General features: G+C 72.8%; 24 protein-coding genes and 1 tRNA gene. 12 read left to right on the top strand and 13 right to left on the bottom strand.

Annotation, left to right across the window (positions count from 1 at the left end; all coding sequences use genetic code 11):
• Positions 1-12: 12 nt before the first annotated feature.
• Positions 13-2,490: a PEP/pyruvate-binding domain-containing protein gene (locus ABZ444_RS27220; RefSeq protein WP_358002441.1), complete on the bottom strand. Its 2,478-nt coding sequence runs from the start codon at positions 2,488-2,490 to the stop codon at positions 13-15.
• Positions 2,487-3,218, bottom strand: a complete 732-nt coding sequence (locus ABZ444_RS27215) for a helix-turn-helix domain-containing protein (RefSeq protein ID WP_358002438.1) — start codon at positions 3,216-3,218, stop codon at positions 2,487-2,489. The genes ABZ444_RS27220 and ABZ444_RS27215 overlap by 4 nt, the downstream gene beginning before the upstream one ends.
• Positions 3,219-3,332: 114 nt before the next feature.
• Here ABZ444_RS27215 and ABZ444_RS27210 point away from each other — a divergent pair, with 114 nt between their 5' ends.
• The 3 genes from ABZ444_RS27210 to ABZ444_RS27200 all read left to right on the top strand — a co-directional run bounded on the left by ABZ444_RS27210 (position 3,333) and on the right by ABZ444_RS27200 (position 5,059).
• Positions 3,333-3,878, top strand: a complete 546-nt coding sequence (locus tag ABZ444_RS27210) for a hypothetical protein (RefSeq protein ID WP_357979448.1) — start codon at positions 3,333-3,335, stop codon at positions 3,876-3,878.
• Between the two features lie 49 nt (positions 3,879-3,927).
• Positions 3,928-4,308, top strand: coding sequence for a hypothetical protein (locus tag ABZ444_RS27205; protein ID WP_358002435.1), 381 nt, complete (start codon positions 3,928-3,930; stop codon positions 4,306-4,308).
• A gap of 79 nt (positions 4,309-4,387) precedes the next feature.
• A complete protein-coding gene (locus ABZ444_RS27200) occupies positions 4,388-5,059 on the top strand; it encodes a DUF6766 family protein (protein WP_357979444.1) in 672 nt (223 codons plus the stop codon).
• On the opposite strand, the gene ABZ444_RS27195 is transcribed toward ABZ444_RS27200, so the two are convergent.
• The gene (locus tag ABZ444_RS27195; RefSeq protein WP_358002432.1) at positions 4,993-5,829 is read right to left on the bottom strand and encodes a 1-aminocyclopropane-1-carboxylate deaminase/D-cysteine desulfhydrase; all 837 of its coding nucleotides are present in this window, start codon (positions 5,827-5,829) and stop codon (positions 4,993-4,995) included. The two genes, ABZ444_RS27200 and ABZ444_RS27195, sit on opposite strands and share 67 nt — an antisense overlap.
• A gap of 43 nt (positions 5,830-5,872) precedes the next feature.
• On the opposite strand from ABZ444_RS27195, the gene galK reads away from it, so the two are divergent.
• Positions 5,873-6,985, top strand: coding sequence for a galactokinase (galK, locus tag ABZ444_RS27190; RefSeq protein WP_358002429.1), 1,113 nt, complete (start codon positions 5,873-5,875; stop codon positions 6,983-6,985).
• 5 nt (positions 6,986-6,990) lie between these two features.
• Here galK and ABZ444_RS27185 read toward each other — a convergent pair whose 3' ends face one another.
• The 7 genes from ABZ444_RS27185 to ABZ444_RS27155 form a co-directional block, all read right to left on the bottom strand.
• Positions 6,991-8,820, bottom strand: a complete 1,830-nt coding sequence (locus tag ABZ444_RS27185) for a glycoside hydrolase family 15 protein (protein WP_358002426.1) — start codon at positions 8,818-8,820, stop codon at positions 6,991-6,993.
• Between the two features lie 21 nt (positions 8,821-8,841).
• Complete coding sequence (locus ABZ444_RS27180; RefSeq protein WP_358002423.1) at positions 8,842-9,882, bottom strand: NAD(P)-dependent alcohol dehydrogenase; 1,041 nt, start codon at positions 9,880-9,882, stop codon at positions 8,842-8,844.
• Between the two features lie 157 nt (positions 9,883-10,039).
• Positions 10,040-10,813, bottom strand: a complete 774-nt coding sequence (locus ABZ444_RS27175; RefSeq protein ID WP_358002419.1) for an enoyl-CoA hydratase-related protein — start codon at positions 10,811-10,813, stop codon at positions 10,040-10,042.
• Positions 10,814-10,854: 41 nt separating this feature from the next.
• The gene (locus ABZ444_RS27170; protein ID WP_358002416.1) at positions 10,855-11,997 is read right to left on the bottom strand and encodes a nitric oxide synthase oxygenase; all 1,143 of its coding nucleotides are present in this window, start codon (positions 11,995-11,997) and stop codon (positions 10,855-10,857) included.
• A 240-nt stretch (positions 11,998-12,237) separates the two neighbouring features.
• Positions 12,238-12,498, bottom strand: coding sequence for a hypothetical protein (locus tag ABZ444_RS27165; RefSeq protein WP_358002413.1), 261 nt, complete (start codon positions 12,496-12,498; stop codon positions 12,238-12,240).
• Positions 12,495-12,959 (bottom strand): hypothetical protein, encoded by a 465-nt coding sequence (locus ABZ444_RS27160; protein WP_352352548.1) that lies wholly within the window; start codon positions 12,957-12,959, stop codon positions 12,495-12,497. The genes ABZ444_RS27165 and ABZ444_RS27160 overlap by 4 nt, the downstream gene beginning before the upstream one ends.
• A gap of 215 nt (positions 12,960-13,174) precedes the next feature.
• Positions 13,175-13,246 (bottom strand) — tRNA-Asn (locus tag ABZ444_RS27155).
• Positions 13,247-13,372: 126 nt separating this feature from the next.
• On the opposite strand from ABZ444_RS27155, the gene ABZ444_RS27150 reads away from it, so the two are divergent.
• Positions 13,373-13,690, top strand: coding sequence for a YtxH domain-containing protein (locus ABZ444_RS27150; protein WP_352318894.1), 318 nt, complete (start codon positions 13,373-13,375; stop codon positions 13,688-13,690).
• Positions 13,691-13,760: 70 nt separating this feature from the next.
• Here ABZ444_RS27150 and ABZ444_RS27145 read toward each other — a convergent pair whose 3' ends face one another.
• Genes ABZ444_RS27145 through ABZ444_RS27135 form a run of 3 tightly spaced genes read right to left on the bottom strand, consistent with a single transcriptional unit; the run spans position 13,761 to position 15,696 of the window.
• On the bottom strand, positions 13,761-14,234 hold the full coding sequence (locus ABZ444_RS27145) for a hypothetical protein (RefSeq protein WP_358002410.1): 474 nt from the start codon (positions 14,232-14,234) through the stop codon (positions 13,761-13,763).
• Positions 14,231-15,505 (bottom strand): hypothetical protein, encoded by a 1,275-nt coding sequence (locus tag ABZ444_RS27140; protein ID WP_358002407.1) that lies wholly within the window; start codon positions 15,503-15,505, stop codon positions 14,231-14,233. Before ABZ444_RS27140 ends, ABZ444_RS27145 begins: the two co-directional genes overlap by 4 nt.
• A 32-nt stretch (positions 15,506-15,537) precedes the next feature.
• Positions 15,538-15,696: a hypothetical protein gene (locus ABZ444_RS27135; RefSeq protein ID WP_352318900.1), complete on the bottom strand. Its 159-nt coding sequence runs from the start codon at positions 15,694-15,696 to the stop codon at positions 15,538-15,540.
• Positions 15,697-15,872: 176 nt separating this feature from the next.
• Between ABZ444_RS27135 and ABZ444_RS27130 the strand changes: the two genes are divergently transcribed.
• From ABZ444_RS27130 to ABZ444_RS27100, 7 genes are read left to right on the top strand one after another with little or no spacing between them, the layout of a single operon-like run.
• The gene (locus ABZ444_RS27130; protein ID WP_358002405.1) at positions 15,873-17,039 is read left to right on the top strand and encodes a hypothetical protein; all 1,167 of its coding nucleotides are present in this window, start codon (positions 15,873-15,875) and stop codon (positions 17,037-17,039) included.
• The gene (locus ABZ444_RS27125) at positions 17,036-19,219 is read left to right on the top strand and encodes a tetratricopeptide repeat protein (protein WP_358002402.1); all 2,184 of its coding nucleotides are present in this window, start codon (positions 17,036-17,038) and stop codon (positions 19,217-19,219) included. The genes ABZ444_RS27130 and ABZ444_RS27125 overlap by 4 nt, the downstream gene beginning before the upstream one ends.
• The gene (locus tag ABZ444_RS27120) at positions 19,216-20,073 is read left to right on the top strand and encodes a protein phosphatase 2C domain-containing protein (RefSeq protein WP_358002399.1); all 858 of its coding nucleotides are present in this window, start codon (positions 19,216-19,218) and stop codon (positions 20,071-20,073) included. The genes ABZ444_RS27125 and ABZ444_RS27120 overlap by 4 nt, the downstream gene beginning before the upstream one ends.
• Positions 20,066-21,352, top strand: coding sequence for a VWA domain-containing protein (locus ABZ444_RS27115; RefSeq protein ID WP_358002396.1), 1,287 nt, complete (start codon positions 20,066-20,068; stop codon positions 21,350-21,352). The genes ABZ444_RS27120 and ABZ444_RS27115 overlap by 8 nt, the downstream gene beginning before the upstream one ends.
• Complete coding sequence (locus ABZ444_RS27110) at positions 21,352-21,987, top strand: FHA domain-containing protein (protein ID WP_358002393.1); 636 nt, start codon at positions 21,352-21,354, stop codon at positions 21,985-21,987. The genes ABZ444_RS27115 and ABZ444_RS27110 overlap by 1 nt, the downstream gene beginning before the upstream one ends.
• Positions 21,984-23,360: a hypothetical protein gene (locus ABZ444_RS27105; RefSeq protein ID WP_358002390.1), complete on the top strand. Its 1,377-nt coding sequence runs from the start codon at positions 21,984-21,986 to the stop codon at positions 23,358-23,360. Before ABZ444_RS27110 ends, ABZ444_RS27105 begins: the two co-directional genes overlap by 4 nt.
• Positions 23,357-24,163, top strand: a complete 807-nt coding sequence (locus ABZ444_RS27100; protein ID WP_358002387.1) for a transporter substrate-binding domain-containing protein — start codon at positions 23,357-23,359, stop codon at positions 24,161-24,163. Before ABZ444_RS27105 ends, ABZ444_RS27100 begins: the two co-directional genes overlap by 4 nt.
• The last annotated feature ends 10 nt before the right edge of the window (positions 24,164-24,173 follow it).

Raw genomic sequence — 24,173 nt, 5'->3', positions numbered from 1 at the left:
GGCGCAGTCTTTTCACTGGAGCAACTCGACCGTGCCGCGCTCGCCGTCCACGCGCACGCGGTCGCCGTCGCGCAGCCGCATGGTGGCGTTGCCGGTGCCGACCACGGCCGGGATGCCCAGCTCGCGGGCCACGATCGAGGCGTGCGACAGCGGCGCGCCCATGTCGGTGACGACGGCGGCGGCGCGCGGGAACATGGGCGTCCAGCCGATGTTCGTCAGGGTCGTCACCAGGATCTCGCCGGGCCCCAGGCGGTCGCCGTCCTCCGGGCCGGCGATGACCCTGGCCACGCCCTCGACCACGCCCGGCGCCCCGGGGAACCCGGTCACGGTGTCGCTGACCGGGACGTCGAAGCCGCGGGCGTCGTAGACGTCGGCCCGGCGGCGCGGGTCGGCGGCCCACCGGACGGGGTCGAACCGGCCGACGATCACCGTCGGGTACGGCGGCAGCGCGGCGTACCGGTCGTGCGTCGCCCGCCGGACCGGGATCCGGGCGAGGGCCGAGGTGTCGCCGCGCAGCACGTCGAGGATCTCCTCCAGGTAGAGGTGGAACAGGTCGTCGCCGTGCCCGGTCAGCTCCCCGGCGCGCACCACGAACGCGCGCAGCACCCAGAAGGCCCGCATGTTCTCCGAGCGGGCGCTCTCCCGGTCGCGGACGACCGCGTTCCACCGCCGTACCCGGGCGCGCATCCTGGCCTCCTTGCCGGGGTGGCGGGCGGCGAACCGCGCCCAAGCCTCCCGCCCGGCCTTCTCCTGCCGGGCCAGCAGCGCCTCGGTGTCGGCCCGCAGGTCGCGCAGGCCGGCGAGCTGGGCGTCGATCCAGGCCGGGTCCTCGCCGGGCCGGGGCCGTGAGACCTCGAACTCGTGGGGGCCGCGGTGCCCGTAGGCCAGCGCGAACTCCTCCCTGCTGATCTCGCCCCTGGCCAGCCTGCCCAGGCCCAGGACGGGCCCGAGGCTGGCCAGCTCGCCGTCGGCGTTGACGCCGGTGAGCATGGCCTCGGCGTCCACCTCGCCCATCAGCCTGCGCAGCCGGTCGCGGGTCCAGACCAGCGTGGCGCCGCCCTGGCGGCCGGCGGCCTCCAGCATGCGGCTGGAGGTGACCATGTGCGGCTCGATGTCGGACGTCCACAGGTCGGCCAGCTCGGGACCGGAGGACGTGGCGGCCACGCGCTCGCGCAGCTCCTCGCAGCGCTGCCGGGAGGTGGCGAGGAAGGCCGGCATGTCCTTGAGGTTCCGGCGCACCCGCCGCTGGAGGTCGACGGCCATCGGCAGGACGCGCCGGACGATCTCCCAGCGGGACAGCCGAACCGGGGGCACCTCCAGGCCGGCCGGCAGCCTGCCGAAGACCTGCTCGACCGCGCCCAGCCTGCTCCGCATGCCCAGGGCGGCGGCGATGGAGTGGACGACGCTGAGGTTCATGTAGAAGCGGCCGCCGATGTTGCCCACCAGGTCGAAGCCGGGCAGCGCCGAGGCCGACATGGCCTCGTGGATGAAGATCCGGACGAACGACCAGGTCGCCGGCGTCATCACGTCGGGGATGGCCTCGCCCAGGTTGCCCGCGGTCCACAGGTAGTCGCCCTTGAGGCTGTCGTTCCACTCCTCGACCTGCGGCTTCAGGCCGGTGATCGGGCGGGCCTGGAGGATCGCGAACGTGCCGTCGCGCCTGGCCCACTCGACGTCCATGGGCATGCCGTACAGGGCCTGGACGCGTTCGCCGAGCGCGGCCAGCTCCACCGCCTGCGGCTGGTCGAGCACGGGAGCGTGGCGCAGTTCCTCGGGCACCGGCTCCTCGCGGGTGCCGCTCGCGGTGCGCACGGTCATGACGGTCTTGTCGGCGACCCGCGAGCCGGTGACCCGGCCGCCCGACAGGGTGATCGTGTCCGGCGTGACCTGCCCGCCGACGACGGCCTCGCCGAGCCCCCAGGACGCGTTGACCACGATCTCGTCGCGCGCGCCGGTGACCGGGTCGGCGGTGAACATGATCCCGGCCGCGTCGGCGTCCACCAGCTCCTGGACGACCACCGCCAGGGCCACGTCGTCGTGCGGGACGCCGTTGCGCTCGCGGTAGGCGACGGCGCGCGGGTTCCACAGCGAGGCCCAGCAGCGGCGGACCGCCTCCAGCAGGCCGTCGGCCCTCACGTTGAGAAAGGTGTCCTGCTGCCCGGCGAACGACAGCTCGGGCAGGTCCTCGGCGGTGGCCGAGGAGCGCACGGCCACCGCGACGTCGTCGCCGAGCGCGGCGTGCGCGGCCCGGATCGCCTCGGCCAGGCCGGCCGGGATCTCGTGCGCGGCGAACAGCGCGCCAGGGTCGTCGCTGGAGGCGATCTCGTCGCCGAACGCCGCCACGAACGACCGGTACGCCAGCGTCGTGACGACGAACCCGCCGGGCACCGGCAGCCCCGCCCTGACCAGCCGGGCCAGCGAGGCGCCCTTGCCGCCCGCGGTGCCGAGGTCGGCGGCGGCTTCGTCGTCGAGGGGGATGACTACCTTCATTGCACGCGCTCCTTGGCCGGGCTCATGGATGTCGCCAGTTTGCGCCGGGCGACGTCGGCGAGTGCGTCGAGGAGGTCGAGCGTGGCCCGCGCGACGGCGGCGGCGCCGGCGGGCGGCAGCGCCCGTCCGGTGCCCACCGCGCGCTCGACGGTCTCGGCCAGCAGCTCGGCGATGCGGTCGTCGGGCAGCCGCTCGGACTCCGGCTGCGCGCCGGGCAGGAACATGAAGCCGTAGAAGATCGAGCCGATCACCGTGACGTGCTCGGCCGGCTCCGCGCGCACGGCGCCCAGCCGGACCAGCTCGCGCAGGTAGGCGTCGAAGGGACCGCCGAGTTCGAGGCCGCCGGCCGCCGGGCCCTGCCGCTTGAGCCGGGTGAGCTTGCCGAGCACCTCGGAGTCGTCGAGCAGCACCGCGTGCAGCAGCGGCCGGTGCAGCAGCGCCGCGGCCAGGCTCCCGAACAGCTCGCCGAGGGTGGCGGGCGCGCCGTCGCGCGCCCGCTCCAGCATGAGCACCCGCTCGCGCCGCAGCAGCGCGGCGAACAGCTCCTCGCGCGTCTTCCAGTGCAGGTAGATCGTGCCCTTGGCGACTCCGGCGCGCCTGGCGACGTCGTCGACGGTGGTCTTGTCGTAGCCCCAGCGCAGGATCAGCTCGGCGGCGGCGTCGAGGATCCGGTGGGCGCGCTCGGCGTGCCGCGCGGGGTCCTGGGGCGGCCTGCCCGCTCTGGCCATACGTCGTCCTCCAATTGTTTGACCAGATGAGCTTAAGCGGTCACGCAATTAACGGCAAGGCCGGATCTCCCGTACGCCGCCGGGAAGGCGCCGCCGGGCCGTAGCGTAGGGGGCATGGGCAAGGCGTTCTGGATCGACCAGGAGTTCGACAGGGACCGTGACGGGCGCTACGCCGTGCACGTGCGCAAGAACCTCGACGAGTTCGAGTGGGGGGACATCGCGCCGGTCAGGTTCGCCTGCGCGGCCTGGCGGCTGGCCACCCCGCCTGCCCTCACCCCCGGCTACGTGCGCTGGGACCGCCGCGTCCTGGAGGCCACCTGCCACCGCAACACCTGGGACGGCACCCTGTTCGCCCGCGTCCGGATCGTCTCGCCGCCGCCCGCCGAGCTGACCCGGTCGCGTGCCTGGTGGCGCGACCGCGGCTGGCTGGGCTGGCAGGAGACCTTCGGCCAGTACGTCGAGCCGAGCCAGCAGGACCTCGCCCGCATCCCGTTCCTGCGCGCCACGCTGCTCGTCGAGGCGCCCGTACCGCTCGGCGACCTCCCGCCGGAGCCCGAGGGGCCGCACGACGAGGTCGAGCAGCGTGCCCACCGCGCCGTGCTCGTGCTGGTCCGCGAGCTCAACGCGCTGGTCGCGCCGGTGCTCGACCAGCTCGGGTAGCCCCCCACCGGCCAGCATGCCCGCTGCCCCCGTGGGTAGCGGGAGGCGCATGAGATTTCCGTTCGTCGTGACGGCGCTCCTCCTGGCGGCCGTCGGCTGCGCCGTGGACACGACGTCCCCCGCCCGCGCCGCCGAGCGTTTCCACGCGGCGCTGGAGGCTCACCAGGAGGACGCCGCGTGCGGGCTGCTGGCCCGGACCACCGCCGAGAAGCTGCCCGACCGCGGCCAGACCTGCGGCCAGGCGCTGGGCGACCTCAAGCTCGGGCCCGGCGGCGCGGTCACCGAGGTGAACGTGTGGGGGAAGGAGGCCCAGGTGCGGCTGGCCGGCGACACGCTGTTCCTGCACCGCTTCGACGACGGCTGGCGGGTCAAGGCCGCGGGCTGCCGGCCCGTGCACGACCTGCCCTACGAATGCGAGGTGGAGGACTGATGCGGATGATGTTCACGCTGACCCTGCTCGTCATCGCGGCGGGGCTGGCCTGGTTCCTGGTCATAGGGTGGGCGCGGTTGTGAAGTGGTTGAAGGAGAACTCCCTCTCGCTGGCCTTCCTGGTCATGTTCCTGCTGGCGCTCGGCGGGCAGGCGGTGGCGGGCATGCTGCAGTTCAACGACCTGCAGATGGTTCAGGGCGCCGACCCGGTGTCGTTCGCCGAGTACGTGACCTCCTCCGACTTCGCCGTGGACGTGGCCGAGAACTGGCAGTCGGAGTACCTGCAGTTCTTCCTGTACATCATGCTGACCGTCTGGCTCGTCCAGAAGGGCTCCCCCGAGTCCAAGAAGGTGGAGGACGCCGGGGCCGAGTCGGACGAGGAACAGCAGGTCGGCGCGCACGCCACCAGCTACTCCCCCGCCTGGGCCAAGGCCCGCGGCGCCCGGCTGTGGTTGTTCAGCAACTCGCTCGGGCTGGTGATGGGGGCCATCTTCGTGCTGTCGTGGCTGGCCCAGTCGGTGGCGGGCCAGGCGGCCTACAACGCCGAACGGCTCGGCGACCTGCGCGACCCCGTCTCGTGGGGCCAGTACGTGACCTCCGCCGAGTTCTGGAACCGCAGCCTGCAGAACTGGCAGTCGGAGCTGCTGGCCGTGTTGTCGATGGTGGTGCTGTCGGTCTACCTGCGTCAGCGCGGCTCGCCCGAGTCGAAGCCGGTCGGCGCCCCGCACGCGGCCACGGACGTCGAGGGCTGACCGGTCAGCACGGCCACGACGCGGGTGCCCGGCGCGAACGCCCCCTGCCGGGCCAGGTCGAGGACGCCGTAGAGCATCTTGGCCACGTAGACGCCCTCGACCCGGTGCTCGGCGGCGAACCGGTCGAGGGCGGGGGTCGAGCGGGCGTAACCGCCGAAGTGGTAGTCGAGGTTGAGCGACCAGTTCGTCCAGGTGCGGGCGTAGGCCTCGTGCTGGAGCCGGGCCACCTCGCCGGCCAGGAAGCCGGCCCCCTTGAGCACCGCGAAGCCCAGTGCCCGCCTGCCCTCGGGCAGCCCGGCCGAGATGCCGGCCAGGGTACCGCCGGTGCCGACAGGGCAGCAGACGACGTCGTAGTCGACGTCGATCTCGGGCGGGAGCTCGGCGCAGCCGCGCACGGCCGCGGCGTTGCTGCCGCCCTCGGGCAGGATCGTGACGTCGCCCCACCGCTCCCGCAGCCGCGCCTGCACCTCGGGCGTGTGCTTGAGCCGGTAGGAGGCGCGGTCGAGGTAGGTGAGGGTCATCCCGCAGGAGGCGGCGAAGGCGAGCGTGGGGTTGAGCGGCAGATGCTCCTCGCCCCTGATCACCCCGATCGTCTCGATGCCGTGCAGCCCGCCCGCCCGGGCCACCGCCCTGATGTGATGGGAGTACGCCCCGCCGAAGGTGAGCAGCCGCCGATGGCCCAGGTTGTACTTGAGCTTGCGCCGCTTGTTGTCGTCGTGCATCAGGAACACCCGGACCTCGCCGAGCGCTGGATCCAGGAGCTCCTCCATGGCGCTAGTCTACGGTCGGGCCTTTGTTGAGGAGTGTTGGATTATGCGCGTTGCTGAAGCTTTTCGTGCCGCCTTCGGTGCCGATCCCCGGACGGTCTGGCGCGCGCCCGGCCGGGTCAACCTGATCGGCGAGCACACCGACTACAACGACGGTTTCGTCCTGCCCTTCGCGGTGCCGTGGGGCGTGAGCGCCGCCGTCACCCCGCGCGCCGACCAGACCGTCCGGCTGCTGTCCCTCCAGTCCTCCGGTGGCCCGATCGAGCTGTCGGCCAGGGAGGAGGCGACCGGCTGGGCCCGCTACGCCGTGGGCGTCCTGGCCATGCTCGGCGACCGGGTCGCCGGCGCGGACATCGCGATCGACGGCGACGTGCCCCAGGGCGCGGGGCTGAGCTCCAGCGCCGCGCTGGAGGTGGCCGTCGCCTCCGCGCTGAACGACGTCCACGGGCTCGGCCTGACGCCGATGGAGATCGCCCTGCTCAGCCAGCGGGCCGAGAACGACTTCGTCGGCATGCCGTGCGGCATCATGGACCAGGCCGCCTCGGCGCTGTGCGAGGAGGGCCACGCGCTGTTCCTCGACTGCCGCTCGCTCGGCTCCAGGAAGATCCCCCTCGACCTGGCCGCCGAGGGCCTGAGCATCCTCATCATCGACACCCAGGTCCACCACGAGCACGCCGGCGGCGAGTACGCCAAGCGCCGCGCCGAGTGCGAGTCCGCCGCCCGCAAGCTGGGCGTGCCGTCCCTGCGCGACGTCACCGACCTGGCCGCGGCCCTCGACCGGCTCCAGGGCGACGAGCGCAAGCGCGTCATGCACGTCGTCACCGAGAACCACCGGGTCGAGGCCCTGGTCGGCCTGCTGCGGGCGGGCAAGGTCACCGAGATCGGCGCCCTGCTCAACGCCTCCCACCTGTCGCTGCGCGACCAGTACGAGGTCTCCTCGCCGGAGCTCGACGTGGCCGTGGAGGCGGCCTTCCGCGGCGGGGCCCGCGGCGCCAGGATGACGGGCGGCGGCTTCGGCGGCTCGGCCATCGCCCTGGTCCCGGACGACCGCCTGGACAACGTGCGCGAGTCGGTCTCGGCCGCCTACGCCGAGCGCGGCTTCCAGCCCCCGCGCTTCCTGGCCGCCACCGCCGCCAAGGGCGCCCACCGCCTGGCCTGAGCCGGTCAGGGCGTGCGGGCCGCTCCCGCCCGTGCCAGGTTGACCCCGCTGGCGATCACCCCGATGTGGCTGAACGCCTGCGGGAAGTTGCCCGCGAACGCGCCCGTGGCCGGGTCGATCTGCTCCGGGAGCAGGCCGAGCGGGCTGGCGCGGGCGCACAGGGAGGCGTACAGCTCCTCGGCGCGGACCCGGTGCCCTTGCAGGATGAGGTTGTCCACCAGCCAGAAGCTGCACAGCAGGAAGGCGCCCTCGTCGCCGGGCAGGCCGTCCGGCGACCGCTCGTGCAGGTAGCGGTAGAGCAGGCCGTCTCCGGCGGACAGGCGTTCGGCGACGGCGGCGGTGGTCGCCGCCATCCGCGGGTCGTCGGCCGGCACGACCTTGCGCAGCGGCAGCGCGAGCAGGCTGGCGTCCAGGCCGCCGCCGCCGTCGAGGTGCTCGCTCAGGCACTGCTCCTCCTCGTCCCACGCCTGCTCCAGGATCAGCCGGCGCAGCTCCTCGGCGGTGGAGCGCCATCTGGCGATCGGACCGGCCAGGCCCAGCCGTTCGCCGATGGCCGCGGCCCGGTCGAGCGCCACCTGGCACATGCCCGCCGAGTAGGTGAAGACCCGGCCCTGGCTGCGTACCTCCCAGATGCCCTGGTCGGGCTGCCGCCAGGTGTGCGCGGCGGCCTCGGCCAGCGCCGACAGCCCCGACCACAGCGCGGGCTGGAGGTCGCGGCCGGGCAGCAGCCACTGGTCGGCGCAGTCCAGCACCTCACCGTAGACGTCGTGCTGGCGCTGGTCGGCCGCGCCGTTGCCCCACCGCACCGGCGCCGAGCGCCGGTAGCCCTCCAGGTCGGCGTCGACGACCTCCTCGGGTACGGGGTCGCCGCGCAGCGTGTACATGATCCGCGGCTGGCCGCTCTGCTCGAAGGCGTCGAGGACCCAGCCGAGGAATCCGTCGGCCTCCTCCGCGAAGCCGACGCGGCGCAGCGCGAAGACGGCGTAGGCGGCGTCGCGGATCCAGGTGTAGCGGTAGTCCCAGTTGCGCACCCCGCCGACGGGCGCGGGCAACGAGGACGTGGGTGCCGCGACCAGCGAGCCGTTCACCCAGTCGTCGCACAGCTTCAGCGTGATCACCGAACGCCGGACCAGCGCCTCCTGCGGGCCCCGGTAGGTGCACGCGCCCATCCAGCGCCGCCAGGCGTCGGCGGTCTGCCGCACCATCGCCTCGGGGTCGAACCGGTGGTGACGGTGGATGCGCCCCCACGACAACACCAGGTCGAGGCGCTCGCCCTCGTGGAGGTCGTGCACGGTGCGCAGCCCGGTCAGCGGCCGGTCGGACCGCAGGTGCAGCCGCAGGTCGGGGCGGCGGGACGCGCGCACCTCCAGGCCGCTGCCGAGCACCCGGACCTGCCCGCCGCCGCGCGGCGCCAGCTCCGCCCGCAGGCGCACGTCCCCCGCCAGGACGACCGCGGACCTGACCAGCTCGCCCCGTCCGCCGCCCGCGTCGTCGCTGAGGTCGGCGCCGGCGCGCAGGACCAGCGCGTCGGTGATCCGGACCACGCCGGACGGGCCGCGCAGCTCGGTGACCAGCACGGCGGTGTCCGGCTCGTAGTACTGCCTGGCCTCGCGCAGGTCGTCGGTCGTCAGCGTGAAGCAGCCGCCGCGCTCGCGGTCGAGCAGGCCGCACAGCAGCGGGTCGCTGTCGAAGCGCGGCAGGCACAACCACGGGATCGAACCGTCGAGGGCGACCAGCGCCGCCGTCGTGCCGTCGCCGATGAGCCCCAGGTCCTCCAGCGCCGGGTAGCCCTCCCGGTGGCGCACCGGGCGGAAGGGTGGATCGAGATCGAGCATGGCCGGCGTTCTCCTCTGGGATCACCGCTGGAAGGTGATCATCACCTTCACCACGTCGTCGAGTTTCTTGTCCGAGACCTCGAAGGCACGTTCCATCTCCTCGAAGCGGAACGTGTGGGTGGTCAGCGGCGTGGGATCGACCCGGCCGCCCTCCAGGACGCGCAGCAGGCGTTCCATGCGCAGCCGCCCGCCCGGGCACAAGCCGGTCGTGATCTTCTTCTCGGCCATGCCGACGCCCCACTCGACGCGCGGGATGCGGACGAACTCGCCCTGGCCGTAGTAGCCGGTGTTGGAGACCGTCCCGCCCGGCTTGATGATTTTGATCGCGGTCTGGAAGGTGGCGTCCGCGCCGAGCGCCTCGATGGCGGTGTCCACGCCCTGTCCCCCGGTCAGGCGGAGCACGCCCTCGACGACGTCCTCGGCGCTGAAGTCGACGATCTCGTCGGCACCGAAGTCGCGGGCCAGTTGCTTGCGGCGGGGCACCGACTCGACCCCGATGACCAGGCCGGCGCCGCGCAACCGGGCGCCCGCGGTGGCCATGAGGCCCACCGGGCCCTGGGCCAGCACCGCGACCGCCCCGCCGATGGGGATGTCGCCGTTCTCGGCGCCCATGAACCCGGTCGAGAGCATGTCCGAGCAGTAGACGGCCGTCTCGTCCGGCACCCCGCCGGGGATCTTCGCCATGTTCGCGTCGGCCTCGTTGACGTGGAAGAACTCGGCGAAGACGCCGTCCTTGGAGTTGGCGAACTTGAACCCGCCGAGCGGGCCGCCCGACTGCGACGGATGGCCGTCCTGGCAGGCGAGATCGCCCCAGTCGGGGGTGATGGCCCCCACCAGGACTCGGTCGCCCGGCCGGAAGTCCCGTACCTCCTCGCCGACCTCGTGCACCACGCCGACGCCCTCGTGCCCGAGCGTGAGATCGGTGCGCGGCCCGATGCCGCCCTGGACGGTGTGGGAGTCGGAGGTGCAGATGAGGGCGGTGGTGGTGCGGACGACGGCGTCGCGCGGACCCGCCCGCGGCACCGGCTTGTCCATGAAGCCGACCCGGCCGATCTCCTTCATGACGAAAGCCTGCACCGCGCCCCCCGAACGTGCCCCCGCTGGACGTCCCCCACGCCCCGGCCTGGCCGCGGACCCTTCGGACACGCCCAGCCCTACCCTGCCGGGCTCGCCGTCTAACCTCGGCGCGCTCTGCCCGTACCCCCTCCGGCCTGCGGTTTCACAGCGCCGGGAAGTCCGGCGGGCGGCGCTCGAGGAAGCTGGCGACGCCCTCGGCGAAGTCGGGCCGCCCGAAGGAGGCCAGCATCTCGTGGACTGCCTTCCTGGCCGACTCCTCCAGGGTGACGTCCCAGTCCTGCCACACCTGCCGCTTGATCACCGCCATGGACGCCGGCGAGCTGTGCACGGCCAGCTCCCTGGCGTACTCCTGGGCCTGCTCCAGCAGCGACTCCCCCGGCACCGCGCGGTTGGCCAGCCCCAGCTCGTAGGCCTCCCGCCCGCTGAACACCCGGCCCGACAGCAGGACGTCCATGGCCCGCTGCTGCCCCATGACCCGCGGCAGCACCCAGGACAGGCCGTACTCGGCGACCAGGCCGCGGCGCGGGAACGCCGTCGTCCACTTGGCCTCCTCGGCCGTGAAGACCAGGTCGCAGACGAGCGCGTGCACCATGCCGAGCCCGGCGCAGGCGCCGTTGACCGCGGCGATGATCGGCTTGCCGATGGTGGTGGGGAAGGTGTTGGGGCGGGGGTCGGGGGTCTCGTCGTAGGAGCCGGTCTGGATGGCGGCGAGCGTCCTGAAGTCGGCCCCGGCGCAGAAGCCCTTGCCCGCGCCGGTCACCACGATCGCCCGGACGTCAGGGTCCTTCTCGGCCTCGGCCAGCAGGTCGAAGTAGCGCCGGCCCATGGCGTCCGTCCAGGCGTTGAGCGTGTCGGGACGGTTGAAGGTCAGCGTGAGCACGCCCCGGTCCGACGATGAGAGCACGAGTTCCGCCATGCGCTAACCGAATCATGTTCTGGGCGGGGCTGGCAAGCGGCTCAGCGGGTGGGGTGGCGGTGCACGTACGCGGGGGTCAGCTCGCAGGTGTCGTAGTAGCGGTGGAAGACCGGGGTCGCGCCGCTCGACAGCGGCGGCACGATCCACGACCAGTCGGCCGGGCAGCGGCGTCCGGCGCGCTCCTCGCGTTCCAGGTGGGTCAGGAAGCGCCGGGACTCGGTGTGGTGGTCGGTGATCGTCACCCCCGCCCGTTCGAACGAGTGCAGCACCGCCACGTTGAGCTCGACCAGCGCGTGGTCGCGCCAGAGCGAGCGCTCGGTGGAGGTGTCCAGCCCGAGGCGCTTGGCCACCTCCGGGAGCAGGTCGTACCGGTCGGAGTCGGCCAGGTTGCGCGCGCCGATCTCGGTGCCCATGTACCAGCCGTTGAACGGCGCGCACGGGTAGCAGACGCCCCCGATCTCCAGGCACATGTCCGAGATGACCGGCACGGCGTGCCAGCGCAGCTCCAGCTCGGCGAACCACGCGTACTCGGGATGCAGCAGCGGCACCTCCAGCACGGCGTCGCCCGGCAGGTTGCACAACAGCGGATCGCCGAGCCCGGCCCGCACGACCAGCGGCAACACGTCGAACCGGCCCGGCCCGCCGCGCCAGCCCAGCTTCTTGGCCAGGTCGGTGAGCTCGGCGTTGCGCGGGTCGCCGAGGACGCCGCCGCCGTTCAGCCGGTGGCCTGCGTAGCGGACGAGCTGGTCGTTGAGCACCCGCGGCCCCGGCATGGCCGGGGTGTCCTGGGCGAAGACGGTGACGGTGGGCCTGATGCGCCCCTCCCCCGTCGCCTCGCGCAGGTGCGCCACGCACTCCACCGCCACGCCCTCGGCCGTCGTCACCTCCCGCCGATCGCGCACCTTCAGCGAACGCCAGTACAGGCGTCCGATGCACCGGCCGCTGTTGCGCCAGGCGACCCGGGCGCCGAACTCCAGTTCCTCGAAGGTGTGGACGTAGGTGCCGTGGCGGGCGACGTCTCTGGCGACGTCGCGCAGCCGGGCGGCCAGGCCGCCGGCGGAGGGGTGCTCGGCGTGGAAGAGCCTGACGAAGCGCTCAGCCTCGCGGAGGTCCGTGGTGCGCTCGAACAGCGCGTGCACGGCATGCACATCGAAGGGACGCAGTGACCTGATCCAGGTACGCACGCGGCAACCAACATTTCGCTCAGCGGAGCGCCCCGCCGATTCCGGGTCGGCGGCACGTCCTGCCGGCGGCGCCCTCTCCACGCCCCCGTCACGACTTCCCGCGGCTGCCGGCCGCACCCGGCCGACTCCCCCATCTTCCCGCCCCAACCCCCCCGTTGTCCCCGTAACGCCAAAATCGGTAACCCACCCACTACAACGCGTGAATCCCCTTCTTTCAGGACATGCCGATGTCCTGATCGTTCAGGGTTTCGGATCGTCAGCGATCCGTGATTCTTCGAGCGCGTCGGTAATCCGCTGCGTCAGTTCCCGCACTTCCTCGCCCGAGAGGCCGCGCAGATTCGTCGCCGCCAGTTCGATCGTCGTCCCGCCCTCGTTCCGCACCCGGATGCGGACCTCGGTACCGTGTCGCCGCAGTCTGAACCAGGCCAGCAGCGCGGAGGCGAACGCGCCCAAGGCGCCCGATCCGGCGAGGACGACCGCGAGGCCGAGAACATCGGTCATCGGCCGGCCGCCAATCCGACGCAGGCGGCACTGGCGGCCAGGGTGAGAACGAACAGCGTCAGGGAGACGTTGGCGACAGTGCCCGGCCCCGCCATGGCCACCTGGGTGTACGCGACCGCGTTCCCTATGCAGCAAAGGAGCGACGAACCCACCATCATGGCTCTCATGATCTGCCATTCATGACCGAAGGGCGCGAAGACCAGTTCACCCACCGCCGCGGCGGCCAGCGCGGAGGACGCGATGAAGAGCTCCCCCTTGGCCAGGATGGACATCCAGCTGAACCGCTGAGGCGACATGACGCCACGCAACGCGTCGATCCATATGGGCAGCAGGCCGAAAATCACCCCGAACACCACCCAGAGCGTGAGACGCCCGATGATCTGACGGGCCCTGGCACGGGTCAGGCCCGCCGGCGGAGTGCGGCCCTGTTCCGGGCTGAGCGGTGCTTCAGACGTGGTCAACGGCTTCTCGCGGAGTGAGGAGGACGTTCACTGGAACCGCTGTGAATGTACAACTTCTCGATGAGGGTGTCAGCGAGATGGCACCCTGGCGTCCCGCCCGCGCTCGAACCACGCGTACGCGACGCGGCCGACGGGTGATCACGGTGGAACGCATCAGGCCCTCCCACCTGTCTCGGTGAGAGGGCCTGAGCTGCCAACCTCTTGGTTGACTGCAGCTCCCGCGATAGGACTCGAACCTATAACCTGCCGGTTAACAGCCGGCTGCTCTGCCGTTGAGCTACGCGGGATCGTACGTTCGCCCTGCTGGTCGGGCTTGTTGGGCCCTTCCGTCGTGCGCAGGAATAGATTAGCGCACTCCTGGAGTGCGTGTCGCATCGCAACTGGGGTAGGCCGGGAGACAGCGGAGGTGCAAGATGCGTTATCGGATGACATTCGCTGTCGGTCTGGCTGTCGGTTACGTGCTCGGCAGCCGGGCGGGCCGCGAACGGTACGAACAGATCAAGCGGGCGGCCCAGCGTGTGGCCGACAGCCCGAGGGTCCAGGAGGCCGCGGGGGTGGTCGGCGCGCAGGCGTCGAGGCTGGCCGGGGCGGCCAGGGAGAAGGTGGGCGGGACGCTTCAGGAGAAGATCCCGTTCCTCGGCTCCGACGGCCACCACAGGTCCGGCAGCGGCTGGCCCGAGGAGGAGGATCTCGCGGAACGGAAGTCCCGCGAGACCGGCATCCCCTACTGAGGGGGTCCACCCCGAGATCCGGCCCCGAGATCCGGCCCCGAGATCCGGCGCGGCACGGACGTGTGATCCCTCACACGCCCATGCTGCGCCGGACGCCTTCCAGGGCCTGCTCGGCCTGCGCGCGCAGGCCCGGGTCCGCCGGATCGAGCCCCTCGTCGAAGACGAGCGTCCAGCCCAGCACCTCGCCGCCCGGCGGGCGCCTGGCCACCAGCCGTACGCCGCCGCGCCCCGGCAGGCTGACGTGCTTGTTGACCACGATGGTGGAGTTCACCCGCTCGCGCACGGTCTCGGGCACCATCCGCGGTTCGGCGACGCGCTCGAAGTGGCGGGCGCCGGCGGTGGTGACGACCCGCAGCCCCTCGTCGTCCCAGGACGCCTTGTCGATCTCCTCGTACGGCAACCGCGTCCCGTCGGACAGGAACAGGGCCAGGTTGGTGGCCACCAGGTGACCGTCGCCGGTCTCGGTGAACGTCAGCACCCGCTCCCCCGGCCGGGTGTCCAGCGATCGGCGCACGTCGGCGGGCAGGCGGCGAAGAATGCTCATATCTCCACGGTATCGGCGAGCAGGTCGAGGGTGAGCGCCGCGCTCCAGGAGAAGTCCCTGCATCCGCGCCCGCTGCCGTCGAACGGGTCGAAGCACTCGCGGAACCCGGCCTGCCGGACGAGCCGCAGGGTGCCGTTGGCGAGCTGCCGGCCGAGCTGGTCGAGCGAGTGGACGGCGGCGGCCCGGCGTAACAGCCAGTTGGTGTTCACCCAGGACGGCCCGCGCCAGTAGCGTGTGCGGTCGAACTGGGCGGCGCGGATCTCGCAGCTCGGCACCGGGTAGCCGGTCGCGCCCATGAACCGGGCCGACTCCAGCACCTCGACGCAGGCGTGCAGGTGGTCGCTGGGCAGCCCGGGATCGAGCAGCGGCCCGAACGCGCCCACCGTGCAGACCTTGATCAACCGGCCGGAGCGCAGGTCGCGGGGGTAGAAGCAGCCGTCCCAGAGCCGGTCGAGCATGGCCCGCCTGATGCGTTCGGCCTGTTCGGCGTGGGGCGCGGGGTCGGCCCCTGCCACCGGCGCCAGCTCGGCCAGCGCCTGGCAGGAGGCGAGCCAGATGCCGTTGAACATCGGGTCCTCGACCGCGAACGGGTGCTCGTCGCGCAGGTACTCCGCGCGGTAGCCGGCGTCGCGGTAGCGCATGGCCAGCCAGACGTAACGGTCGTGGTCGCTGTCGGGGTGGCGGTCGGCCAGCTCCACGTTGCGGTAGCCGTAACCGATGGCGGGCAGCGCGGCGAGCGGCTGGTCCCAGGCCGGGCTGTCGTCCATGCCCGACTCCCAGGGGTGGACGATCGCCGCCAGTCCGGCGCCGCCGAGGTCGCGGGCCGAGGCGAGGTAGTGGTGCTGGGCGACGAGCAGCGGGAACGTCCGCCGGACGAACGCCACGTCGCCGGTGTGCCGGTAGAGCCACCGCAGCGCCAGCGCCTGCAGCGGCGGGGAGGTCAGCCCGGAGGTGTAGACCCTGGGCGCGGACGCGTGCTCCTGCGAGCGCCAGACCGACGGCCCGGGGAAGTACGCCTCGCGGGTGTGGAAGACGATGTGGGGCACCATGCCGGTCGCCCACTGGCCGCTCAGCAGGCTGAGCAGCTCCTCCCGGGCGCGCTCCGGGCGGTGCCTGGCCAGGCCGATGACGACGAACGCGGAGTCCCAGCTCCACTGGTGCGGGTAGAGACCCGGCGCGGGCACGGTGCCGCTGCCCGTCCAGTTCGCCTCGAGCACGGCCAGCGCCTCGCGCCCGAGCGCGGCATCGTCAACCGCCGGCCGCGCCTCCATTCACTCACTATGCCTTGGGAAGCGGGCGGAAGCTACGGCCTCTTGGCCCACTTCGCGACGAACGTGACACCGAGGACGACGGCGCCGATGATGAGAGCCCACTTGAGAAGCGTGAAGACGAAACCCACGAGCGGGCCGACGAGAAGCAGTGCGACGATGATCGCGGCGATGATCAGAAGGATGCGTGCCATGTCTCCACCGTAGGAGATCCTTTAAGCCGTTTGCAGGTGACCGAGGGTTGAATCAGGGACAAGTCAGGGTCACCCCTACCCTTTGGAACCAACCGGTCATGACTCCCGTTGAGCCGGTAGGACACGGGGCGTCGGGGGCCCTCTTCACGGGGAGCGTGATGAGTCTGGGACCACCCATGAGCAGGGAAGGTGCCGAGTACGCGCTGCGCGCTCGGGCCGACGAACGTGACCGGATCTCCGGCGACCTGCTCGATCTCGAATCCCACACCACGTACCAGTTGCTCAAGGGCGCGACGCTGGACGGGGTGACGCGGCAGCGCTGGGCCGCCGTCCAGGCCGCGCTGACCCGGCTGTGGCTGCTGAACGACGCCTACCGGGCCGTGCTGCGCGACGCCGAGCAGGTCAGGGCCGCGCGCGCGAAGCTCGGCGCCGAGCAGCTCGACGAGCTGACCCGGCTGCTGTCGGGCACGTCCGTCGTGCTGCGGGCCGCGGCCAAGCCCGTCGAGCAGCGCTCGCTGCTGCCCGAGGCCGACGAGCGGCTGACCCTCGACGAGACCGTCGCCCGCATGGACGGCGCCTTCCGCGAGGTCACCTCGGCGCTCAACGACATCGACGCCGTGTGGAACGCCGTCCTGCCCCGGCTCGACGACGCCGACCGCGCCCTGCGCGAGATCCACGACCTGGAGCGCGAGCTGGGCGAGAGCGTCGGCCTGGAGGCGCAGGAGTCGGAGCTGCGGCGGATGCGCGCGGCCCTGCTCGCCGACCCGCTCGGCGCGGGCGTCGGCCCCGACCTCGGCGGGGTCACCCGCGTGCTGGCCGAGGCCCGCGCGGAGGTCGACCAGGCGATCGTGGTCAAGCGCGAGTACGCCAGGCGCCGCGAGGACCTGGTGGCCGCCCTCGACCGGGTACGCGCGGCCGAGAGCGAGGCCAGGCTGGCCCACGGCGCGGTCGTGGTCAAGATCGCCCTGCCGCCGCAGGCCCGCCCGCGCAGCCGGGTCGAGGAGCTGACCGGCGAGCTGGCCGCGCTCGACGCCTCGGCCGACACCTGGGTGGTGCGGGCCAGGCGGCTGGCGAGCGTGGAGAGCGAGGCGGAGAAGGCGGCCGACCGCGCGCGGGCCACCGCCAAGGCCCTGTACGGCCTGGTCGGCAGGCGCGACGAGTTACGCGGCCGGCTCGGCGCCTGCCAGGCCATGGCGGTGCGCAAGGGCATGGCCGAGGACCCCGGCGTCACCGCGTGCTTCGAGCGGGCACGATCCCTGCTGTGGAGCGCTCCCTGCGACCTGACCGAGGCGGCCGCCGCGGTCGACACCTACCAGCGCGCGATACACGGAGGTAAGCCATGACCCGCTGCGCGCAGCCGGGCTGCACCGGCACCATCGAGGACGGCTACTGCGACCTGTGCGGGAACGCGGCGGGCGCGCCGCCCCCGGCGGCGGTGTCCGTCCCCCAGCAGGCGTCGGCCCCGGCATCGGGGCCGCTCTCCGGGCCGCTCTCGGGCCCGCTCTCCGGGCCGGTGAACACCCAGCCGGTGAGCCGGTCGCTGACCTCGCCGGTGAGCAGCAGCGGCAGGTCGCGGGCCGGGGTGCTGGGCGGCATCGCCGACCTGCCGTCCGTGCCGTACCGGGATCCGGCGACGGCCGTGATGGCCGATCCGCAGGTGCCGGAGGAGAAGCGGTTCTGCGCCAACCCGGCCTGCGGGGAGCCGGTGGGCCGGTCCCGGCAGGGCCGTCCCGGGCTGACGGAGGGGTTCTGCCCGCACTGCCGCACGTCGTACTCCTTCACCCCGAAGCTGGCCAAGGACGACATGGTGGCCGGGCAGTACCGGGTGCTCGGCTGCCTGGCGCACGGCGGTCTCGGCTGGATCTACCTGGCCGCCGACGAGGCCCTGGACGGCCGCTGGGTCGTGCTCAAGGGCCTGCTCAACACCAACGACGCCGAGGCGCTGGCGGCGGCCGAGGCCGAGCGCAAGTTCCTCACCACGGTCGACCACCCGAACATCGTCAAGATCCTCAACTTCCAGCTCTCCGGCGGCCTCGGCTACATCGTCATGGAGTACGTCGGCGGCCAGTCCCTGCACGAGCTGCGCCGCCAGGGCCCGCTGCCGCTGCGCGAGGCCCTGATCTACGGCCGCGAGATCCTGCACGCGTTCGGCTACCTGCACGAGAACGGCCTGGTCTACTGCGACCTCAAGCCGGCCAACGTGATCCGGGTCGGCCGGCGGCTCAAGCTGATCGACCTGGGCGCCGTCCAGCCGGTCGGCTCGCCGCCCGGCACGTCCTGGGCGACGGTCGGCTACCACGCGCCCGAGCTGGACACCCGTCCCTCGTCCGTGGCCTCCGACCTCTACACCGTGGCCAGGACCCTGGCGGTGCTGACGATCCCGTCCTGGAGCCCGGCCAAGGGCGGCGTGGCCAGCGCGCTGCCGCAGGACTGCGGGCACGAGTCGTTCGCGCGGCTGCTGCGCAAGGCCACCGCGCCCGACCCCGCCGACCGGTTCCAGAGCGCGTGGGAGATGGAGGAGCAGCTCGTCGGGGTGCTGCGGGAGATCAGCGCGGCCGAGGGGGGCGTGCCGTTCCCGGCGCCCTCGACCCTGTTCGGGCCCGAGCGCTCGGCCGTGTGGACGGCGCTGTCGGACTCGCGTCAGGAGGTGTTCGGGCCGCTCGACCCGGCCGTGGTCGCGGTCGAGCTGCCGGTGCCGCACGTCGATCCGCTCGACCCGGCGGCGGGCGCGCTGGCGGGTCTGCTCGGGTTCGACGGCAAGGAGCTGTTCGACCAGCTCTCGGCGATGCCGCCGACGCCCGAGATCCGGCTCATGCGCGCCAGGCTGCTGGCCGAGGCGGGCGCCGCCGAGACCCCGGTGGCGCTGTCGGAGCTGACACAGCAGCTCCCCGGCGACTGGCGGACGACCTGGTACCGCGGGGTGCTCGCGCTGGCCACGCGCCAGCCGGACACCGCGGTGACGATGTTCGACGCGTGCGTGTCGGCGCTGCCCGGCGAGCTCGCGCCCAAGCTGGCGCTGGCGTTCGCGCTGGAGTGCGCCGGCAGGCAGGCGGCCCACTGGTACAACGCCGTCTGGCGGACCGACCACTCCTACGTCAGCGCCGCGTTCGGGCTGGCCAGGACGGGCCGCGTCAACGTGCTGGACGAGGTGCCGCCCACCTCCAGCTACCGGGTGGCGGCGCAGGTGGCGCTGGCCGCCTCGGTGTTCCGCCGGACCGACCTGAGCACGCTGTCCGCCGCCGACCTGGTCGGCGCGGCCGGGCGGCTGGCCAACCTGGCCGACCTCGACCCGCGCCGCCGCGACCTGCTCACCGCCGAGCTGCTGCGCTGCGCGCTGGCCTGGCTGGCGAACAACCCCGCGCCGCCCGGGACGAAGCTGGCCGAGGCCGACTTCACCGAACCGGGGCTGCGCAGGCGGTTGGAGTCGATCTACCGGAAGCTCGCGGTGGCGGCCGGCTCCCGCCATGAACGCCACGCGCTCATCGACGAGGCGAACGCCGTACGACCGAGGACGTGGCTGTGACGGAACCCGTACCGACCCCCCAGACCTGCCCGATGTGCGCGTCCCCCGTCGTCCAGGGGGACGTCTACTGCGAGCGGTGCGGGCACGCGCTCGGCGCGCCGGTCTGCACCTCCTGCGGCGCGGCCGCGGTGGACGCGGAGGGCTACTGCGAACGTTGCGGCGCCCGCCAGCCCACCGGCCGGGACCATGCCGAGATCGTGCTCGACGGCGGGGCCGCCGCCGTGACCGACAGGGGGCTGCGGCGCGCCCGCAACGAGGACGCCATGGCGCTGCTGACCACCGGCGACGCCGTGGTCACGGTGGTGTGCGACGGCGTGGGCAGCTCGCCGCGGGCCGACGAGGCCTCGGCCGCGGCGGTGCAGACGGCGGGGGCCGCCCTGGCCAGGGGGGCGTCCGCGCAGGAGGCGTTCGAGCTGGCCGGGAAGGCGGTGACCGCGCTGGCGACCTCCGTGGACGACGCCCCCGCCTGCACCTACGTCGCCGCGGTCACCGGCCCCGGCGGGATCACGCTGAGCTGGGCGGGCGACACGCGGGCGTACTGGCTGCCCGGCGAGGCCCCCGGCCAGGGCGTGCTGCTGACCGAGGACGACGTGGTCCCGACCGGCGAGATCACCGCGTGGCTCGGCGCGGATTCCGGCGAGGTGTCGCTGCACGTGCGCACGCTCGCCCCGGGGGCGCCCGGCCTGCTGCTGGTGTGCAGCGACGGGCTGTGGCGCTACCTGGACGGCTACCGGTTCCCGCAGCCGGGAACCCCTCTCGACATGGCCCGCGAGATGCTGCGCCACGCACTGGCCTCCGGCGGCCAGGACAACGTGACGATCGTTCTCATCCCCCTAGGAGAAACGCATGGGTGACCAGCCCACGTTCACGCTGAACATCGACCAGAACAAGTACCTGTCCACCGACGCCCGTGAGGTGCACGCGGTCCTCACCGTGGCCTCCTCCGGCGGCGGCTTCGCCCAGGCCGCGCCCACCGAGGCGGCCGAGGTCATCATCGTCGACACCTCCGGCTCGATGAGCGGCGGCAAGATCCGCGAGGCCCGGCAGGCCGCGGCGGCGGCCGTGCACGCGCTGCGCGACGGCGTGCACTTCGCGGTGATCGCCGGGACCGAGAAGGCCAGGGTCGTCTACCCCGGCGGCAACGCCAACCTGGTCAGGGCCACGCCCGCCACCCGTGCCGAGGCCGAGCGGGCGATCAGCAGGCTGCTCGCGCACGGCGGCACGGCCATCGGCGAGTGGCTGAAGCTGGCCGGGCACCTGCTGAGCGGGTACCCGAACGCGATCAGGCACGCGCTGCTGATGACCGACGGGCAGAACAACGAGCGTCCCGAGGTGTTCGGGGCCGTGCTGCAGGGGTGGAGCGGCAAGTTCGTCTGCGACAGCCTGGGCGTGGGCGACGACTGGGTGCCCGCCGAGCTGCGGAAGGTCGCCGAGGCGATGCTCGGCTCGTTCGAGTTCGTACGGAACCAGAGCGATCTGGCCGAGTTCTTCCGGCGGGTGACGCAGACGTCGATGAGCAAGACCGTGGCGGACCTGTCGCTGCGGGTGTGGGTGCCGCAGACCGCCAAGCTGAAGTTCGTCAAGCAGGTCTCCCCCACGCTGCTCGACCTGACCGGCAAGCGCACCGACGTCAACCCGCTGACCGGCGACTACCCGACCGGCTCGTGGGGCCAGGAGGAACGCGAGTACCACCTGTGCGTCGAGGTGCCGCCGGGCCAGATCGGCCAGGAGATCAGGGCGGGCTGGGTGAAGCTGGTGCGCCCCGACACCCAGGACGTCGTGGCCAGCGGCAACGTGCTGGCCCAGTGGACCGACGACCTGGCGCAGTCCACGCAGATCAACCGGAAGGTCGCCCACTACACCGGCCAGGCGGAGCTGCACGAGCTCATCCAGGACGGCCTCAGCGCCCGCGCCGCCGGGGACGTGGAGGCCGCGACCGCGCGCCTGGCCAAGGCCAGGGAGCTGGCCGCGGAGTCGGGCCGCGAGGACACCGCCCGGCTGCTGGAGAAGGTCGTGGAGGTCGATCCCGCGACCGGCACGGCCCGGTTGCGCAGGAACGTGGACAAGGCCGACGAGATCGAGCTGGACACCGGTTCCGTCCGCACCAGCCGGCTGCGTAAGGGCGAGGGCTGATGGCGACCTGTCCCCAGGGGCACGCCTCCGGCTCCGACGACTACTGCGACGTCTGCGGCGCGCAGATGGGCGGGACGCCCGCCGCGTCCCAGCCCCAGCCGGCGGCGGGCGCCGGCGGTGGTGACGACGCCTGCCCGGTCTGCCAGACGCCGCGCGCCGGGCAGTTCTGCGAGGTGTGCGGGCACGACTTCACCGGCGGCGGGGGCGGCGTCCCGCTCCAGGTGCGGGGGGCGCGGTGGGAGGCCGTCGCCGCCGCCGACCGCACCTACTACGAGAAGGTGGTCGCCGAGGGCGGTCCCGACGCGGCGCGCATGGCCTTCCCGCCGTACTGTCCCGAGCGCTCGTTCGGGCTGGTCGGCGAGCAGGTGCGCATCGGGCGGCGCAGCAGGGCCAGGAACCTGGCGCCGGAGATCGACCTGACCGGCCCGCCCGAGGACCCGGGCGTGTCGCACCTGCACGCCGTGCTGCTGGCCCAGCCCGACGGCACCTGGACGCTGGTGGACCCGGGCTCGGCCAACGGCACCCAGGTCAACGGCAGGACCGTGGAGATCAACACGCCCGTCCGGGTCGGTCCGGGCGACCGGATCCACCTGGGCGCCTGGACGGTCATCACCCTCAGGGAGGGGACGCCGTGACCCTGGTGCAGAACCCGGGCGCCCTCGTCCCGGCGGGCGCCGCCCCGCTGCCGCGCCACAGCGTGCCCGGCCGCATCCGCGTCATCTCCGGCGTCACCGTGGCGGCGCTCGCGCTGCTGTTCGCGGCGCTCGGGGTGGGCAGCCTGACCGCCGGCGACGGGCTGCAGGTCATCGGCCGTGACGCCGGGCCGCAGGTCGTCGCCACCGCCGGGCTCTACCTGGCGCTCAGCGACATGGACGCCCAGGTCGCCAACGCGCTGGTCATGGGCGACCAGTACGGCCAGCAGCGCCGCGAGGCCGTCGACCGGTACGAGCGGCGGCGCACGGAGGCCAACCAGGCGCTGCTGAAGGCGTTCGAGCTGGCCGGGGACAACGCGGCCGAGCGGCGGACCGTGCAGTCGGTGCTGGACGGCCTCGGCCGCTACGAACGGCTCGCCGGGCAGGCGCTGCTGCTGAACGAGCAGTCCCGGCACGCGCCCGGCGCGCCGCCGGACACCGTCGTGGGCACCTACCGGCAGGCCACCGACCTGATGCGGCTGGTGCTGCTGCCGCAGGCCTACAACCTGACCCTGGAGAGCGGCACGATCGTCCGCCGCACCTACGACGACAAGAACGCCATGGTCCCGCTGCTGCGCTCCGCGGTGCTGCTGGCCGGGCTGCTCGCGCTGGGCTGCCTGATCTGGCTCCAGATCTTCCTGGCCCGGCGTTTCCGCCGGGTGTTCGGCCCGGCTCTGCTGGTCGCCACGCTGGCCACCGTGGTCTCGCTGATCCTCGGCGTGAACGTGCTCGGCCAGGACCAGACGGACCTGCGCATGGCCAAGACACAGGGCTTCGACTCGGTCCTGACGCTGGCCAAGGCCCGCGCGATCAGCAACAGCATGCAGGGCGACCAGAGCCGGTACCTGCTCGACAAGGACCGCGCCGACACCTACGAGCACACGTTCCTGGACAAGTCGCAGTCGGTCGTCTACTTCGAGTCGGGCAACCTCACCCAGTACCACGCGAAGGTCGCCGCCGACGCCGGGGCGGCCCGGGGCATGCTGGGGCCCGAGCTGACCGGCCCGGAGGGCACCCGCGTGCTGGACGCGTACCGGGCCTTCCAGCAGGCCGACACCTCCTTCCGGGCGCTGGCGCTGGAGGGCAGGACCGCCGAGGCCGTGACCGCCAAGCTCGGGCCGGTCACCGCCGCCTTCGACGCCTACGACCAGGCCCTGGTGGCCCTGGCCGAGCGGCACGAGCGCACCTTCGACCGGTCCATCGACGCCGGCGAGAACGCGCTGGACAACCTGTGGCGGCTGCTGCCGTTCGCGATCGCCGGGATCGGGCTGCTGATGATCGCCGGAGTGTGGCCGAGACTCAAGGAGTACCGTTGAAGCGGACGCTGGTAGCGGCCCTGGCCCTGACCGCGGTGGCCGCCGCGGCCTGCGGGACCGGCGGCCGGGAGTCGATACTCGACAAGGACTCCATCGTCATCGCCGTCCGGTCCGACCTGCCGTCGGTGGGCTTCCGCAAGCCGGGCGGCGCCTTCGAGGGCTTCGACGTCGACGTCGCGCGTTACGTGGCCAAGCGGCTGGGCAAGGACTTCAAGCTGATCCCCGTGCTGGCGGGCGACCGGGAGAAGGTGCTGGTCCAGGGGCGGGCCGACATGGTGGTGGCGACGTACACGATCAGCATGGACCGTAAGGCGAAGGTGCTGTTCGCGGGGCCGTACCACATCTCCTACCAGGACATCCTGACGCGGCCGGACGACAAGGTGAACGACGTCCGGGAGCTGAAGGGCCGCCGGATCTGCGCGGTGGAGGGCTCGAACGCCGCCGAGCGGGTCGTGGAGGAACGCAGCGTGGCGGCCAAGCTGGTGCCGTTCAAGGACTACGCGACGTGCCTGAGCGCGCTGAAGAACCGGCAGGTGGACGCGGTCACCACCAACGACGTGATCCTGGCCGGCCTGGCCAACCAGGACGGCTCGGGGCTGCGGCTGGCCAACGCGCAGTTCAACGAGCAGCGAAGCGGGGTGGGCCTGCACAAGGACGACGTGCCGGGCTGCGAGGCGGTGAACCGGGCGATCACCGACATGTACCAGGACGGCACCGCGGGCAGGCTGCTGCACAAGTGGTTCGGCAAGGCGGGCCTGCACCTGGACAACATCGCCGTACCGCAGTTCGAGGGCTGCTCCTGAGCCCGCCGCC

Origin of the sequence: Nonomuraea sp. NPDC005730 (assembly GCF_040630865.1) — a bacterium.
In the GTDB taxonomy this organism is placed as follows: Bacteria; Actinomycetota; Actinomycetes; order Streptosporangiales; family Streptosporangiaceae; genus Nonomuraea.
Note: the sequence above shows the minus strand (reverse complement) of the source record. Positions and strands in the feature narration are given on the sequence as shown.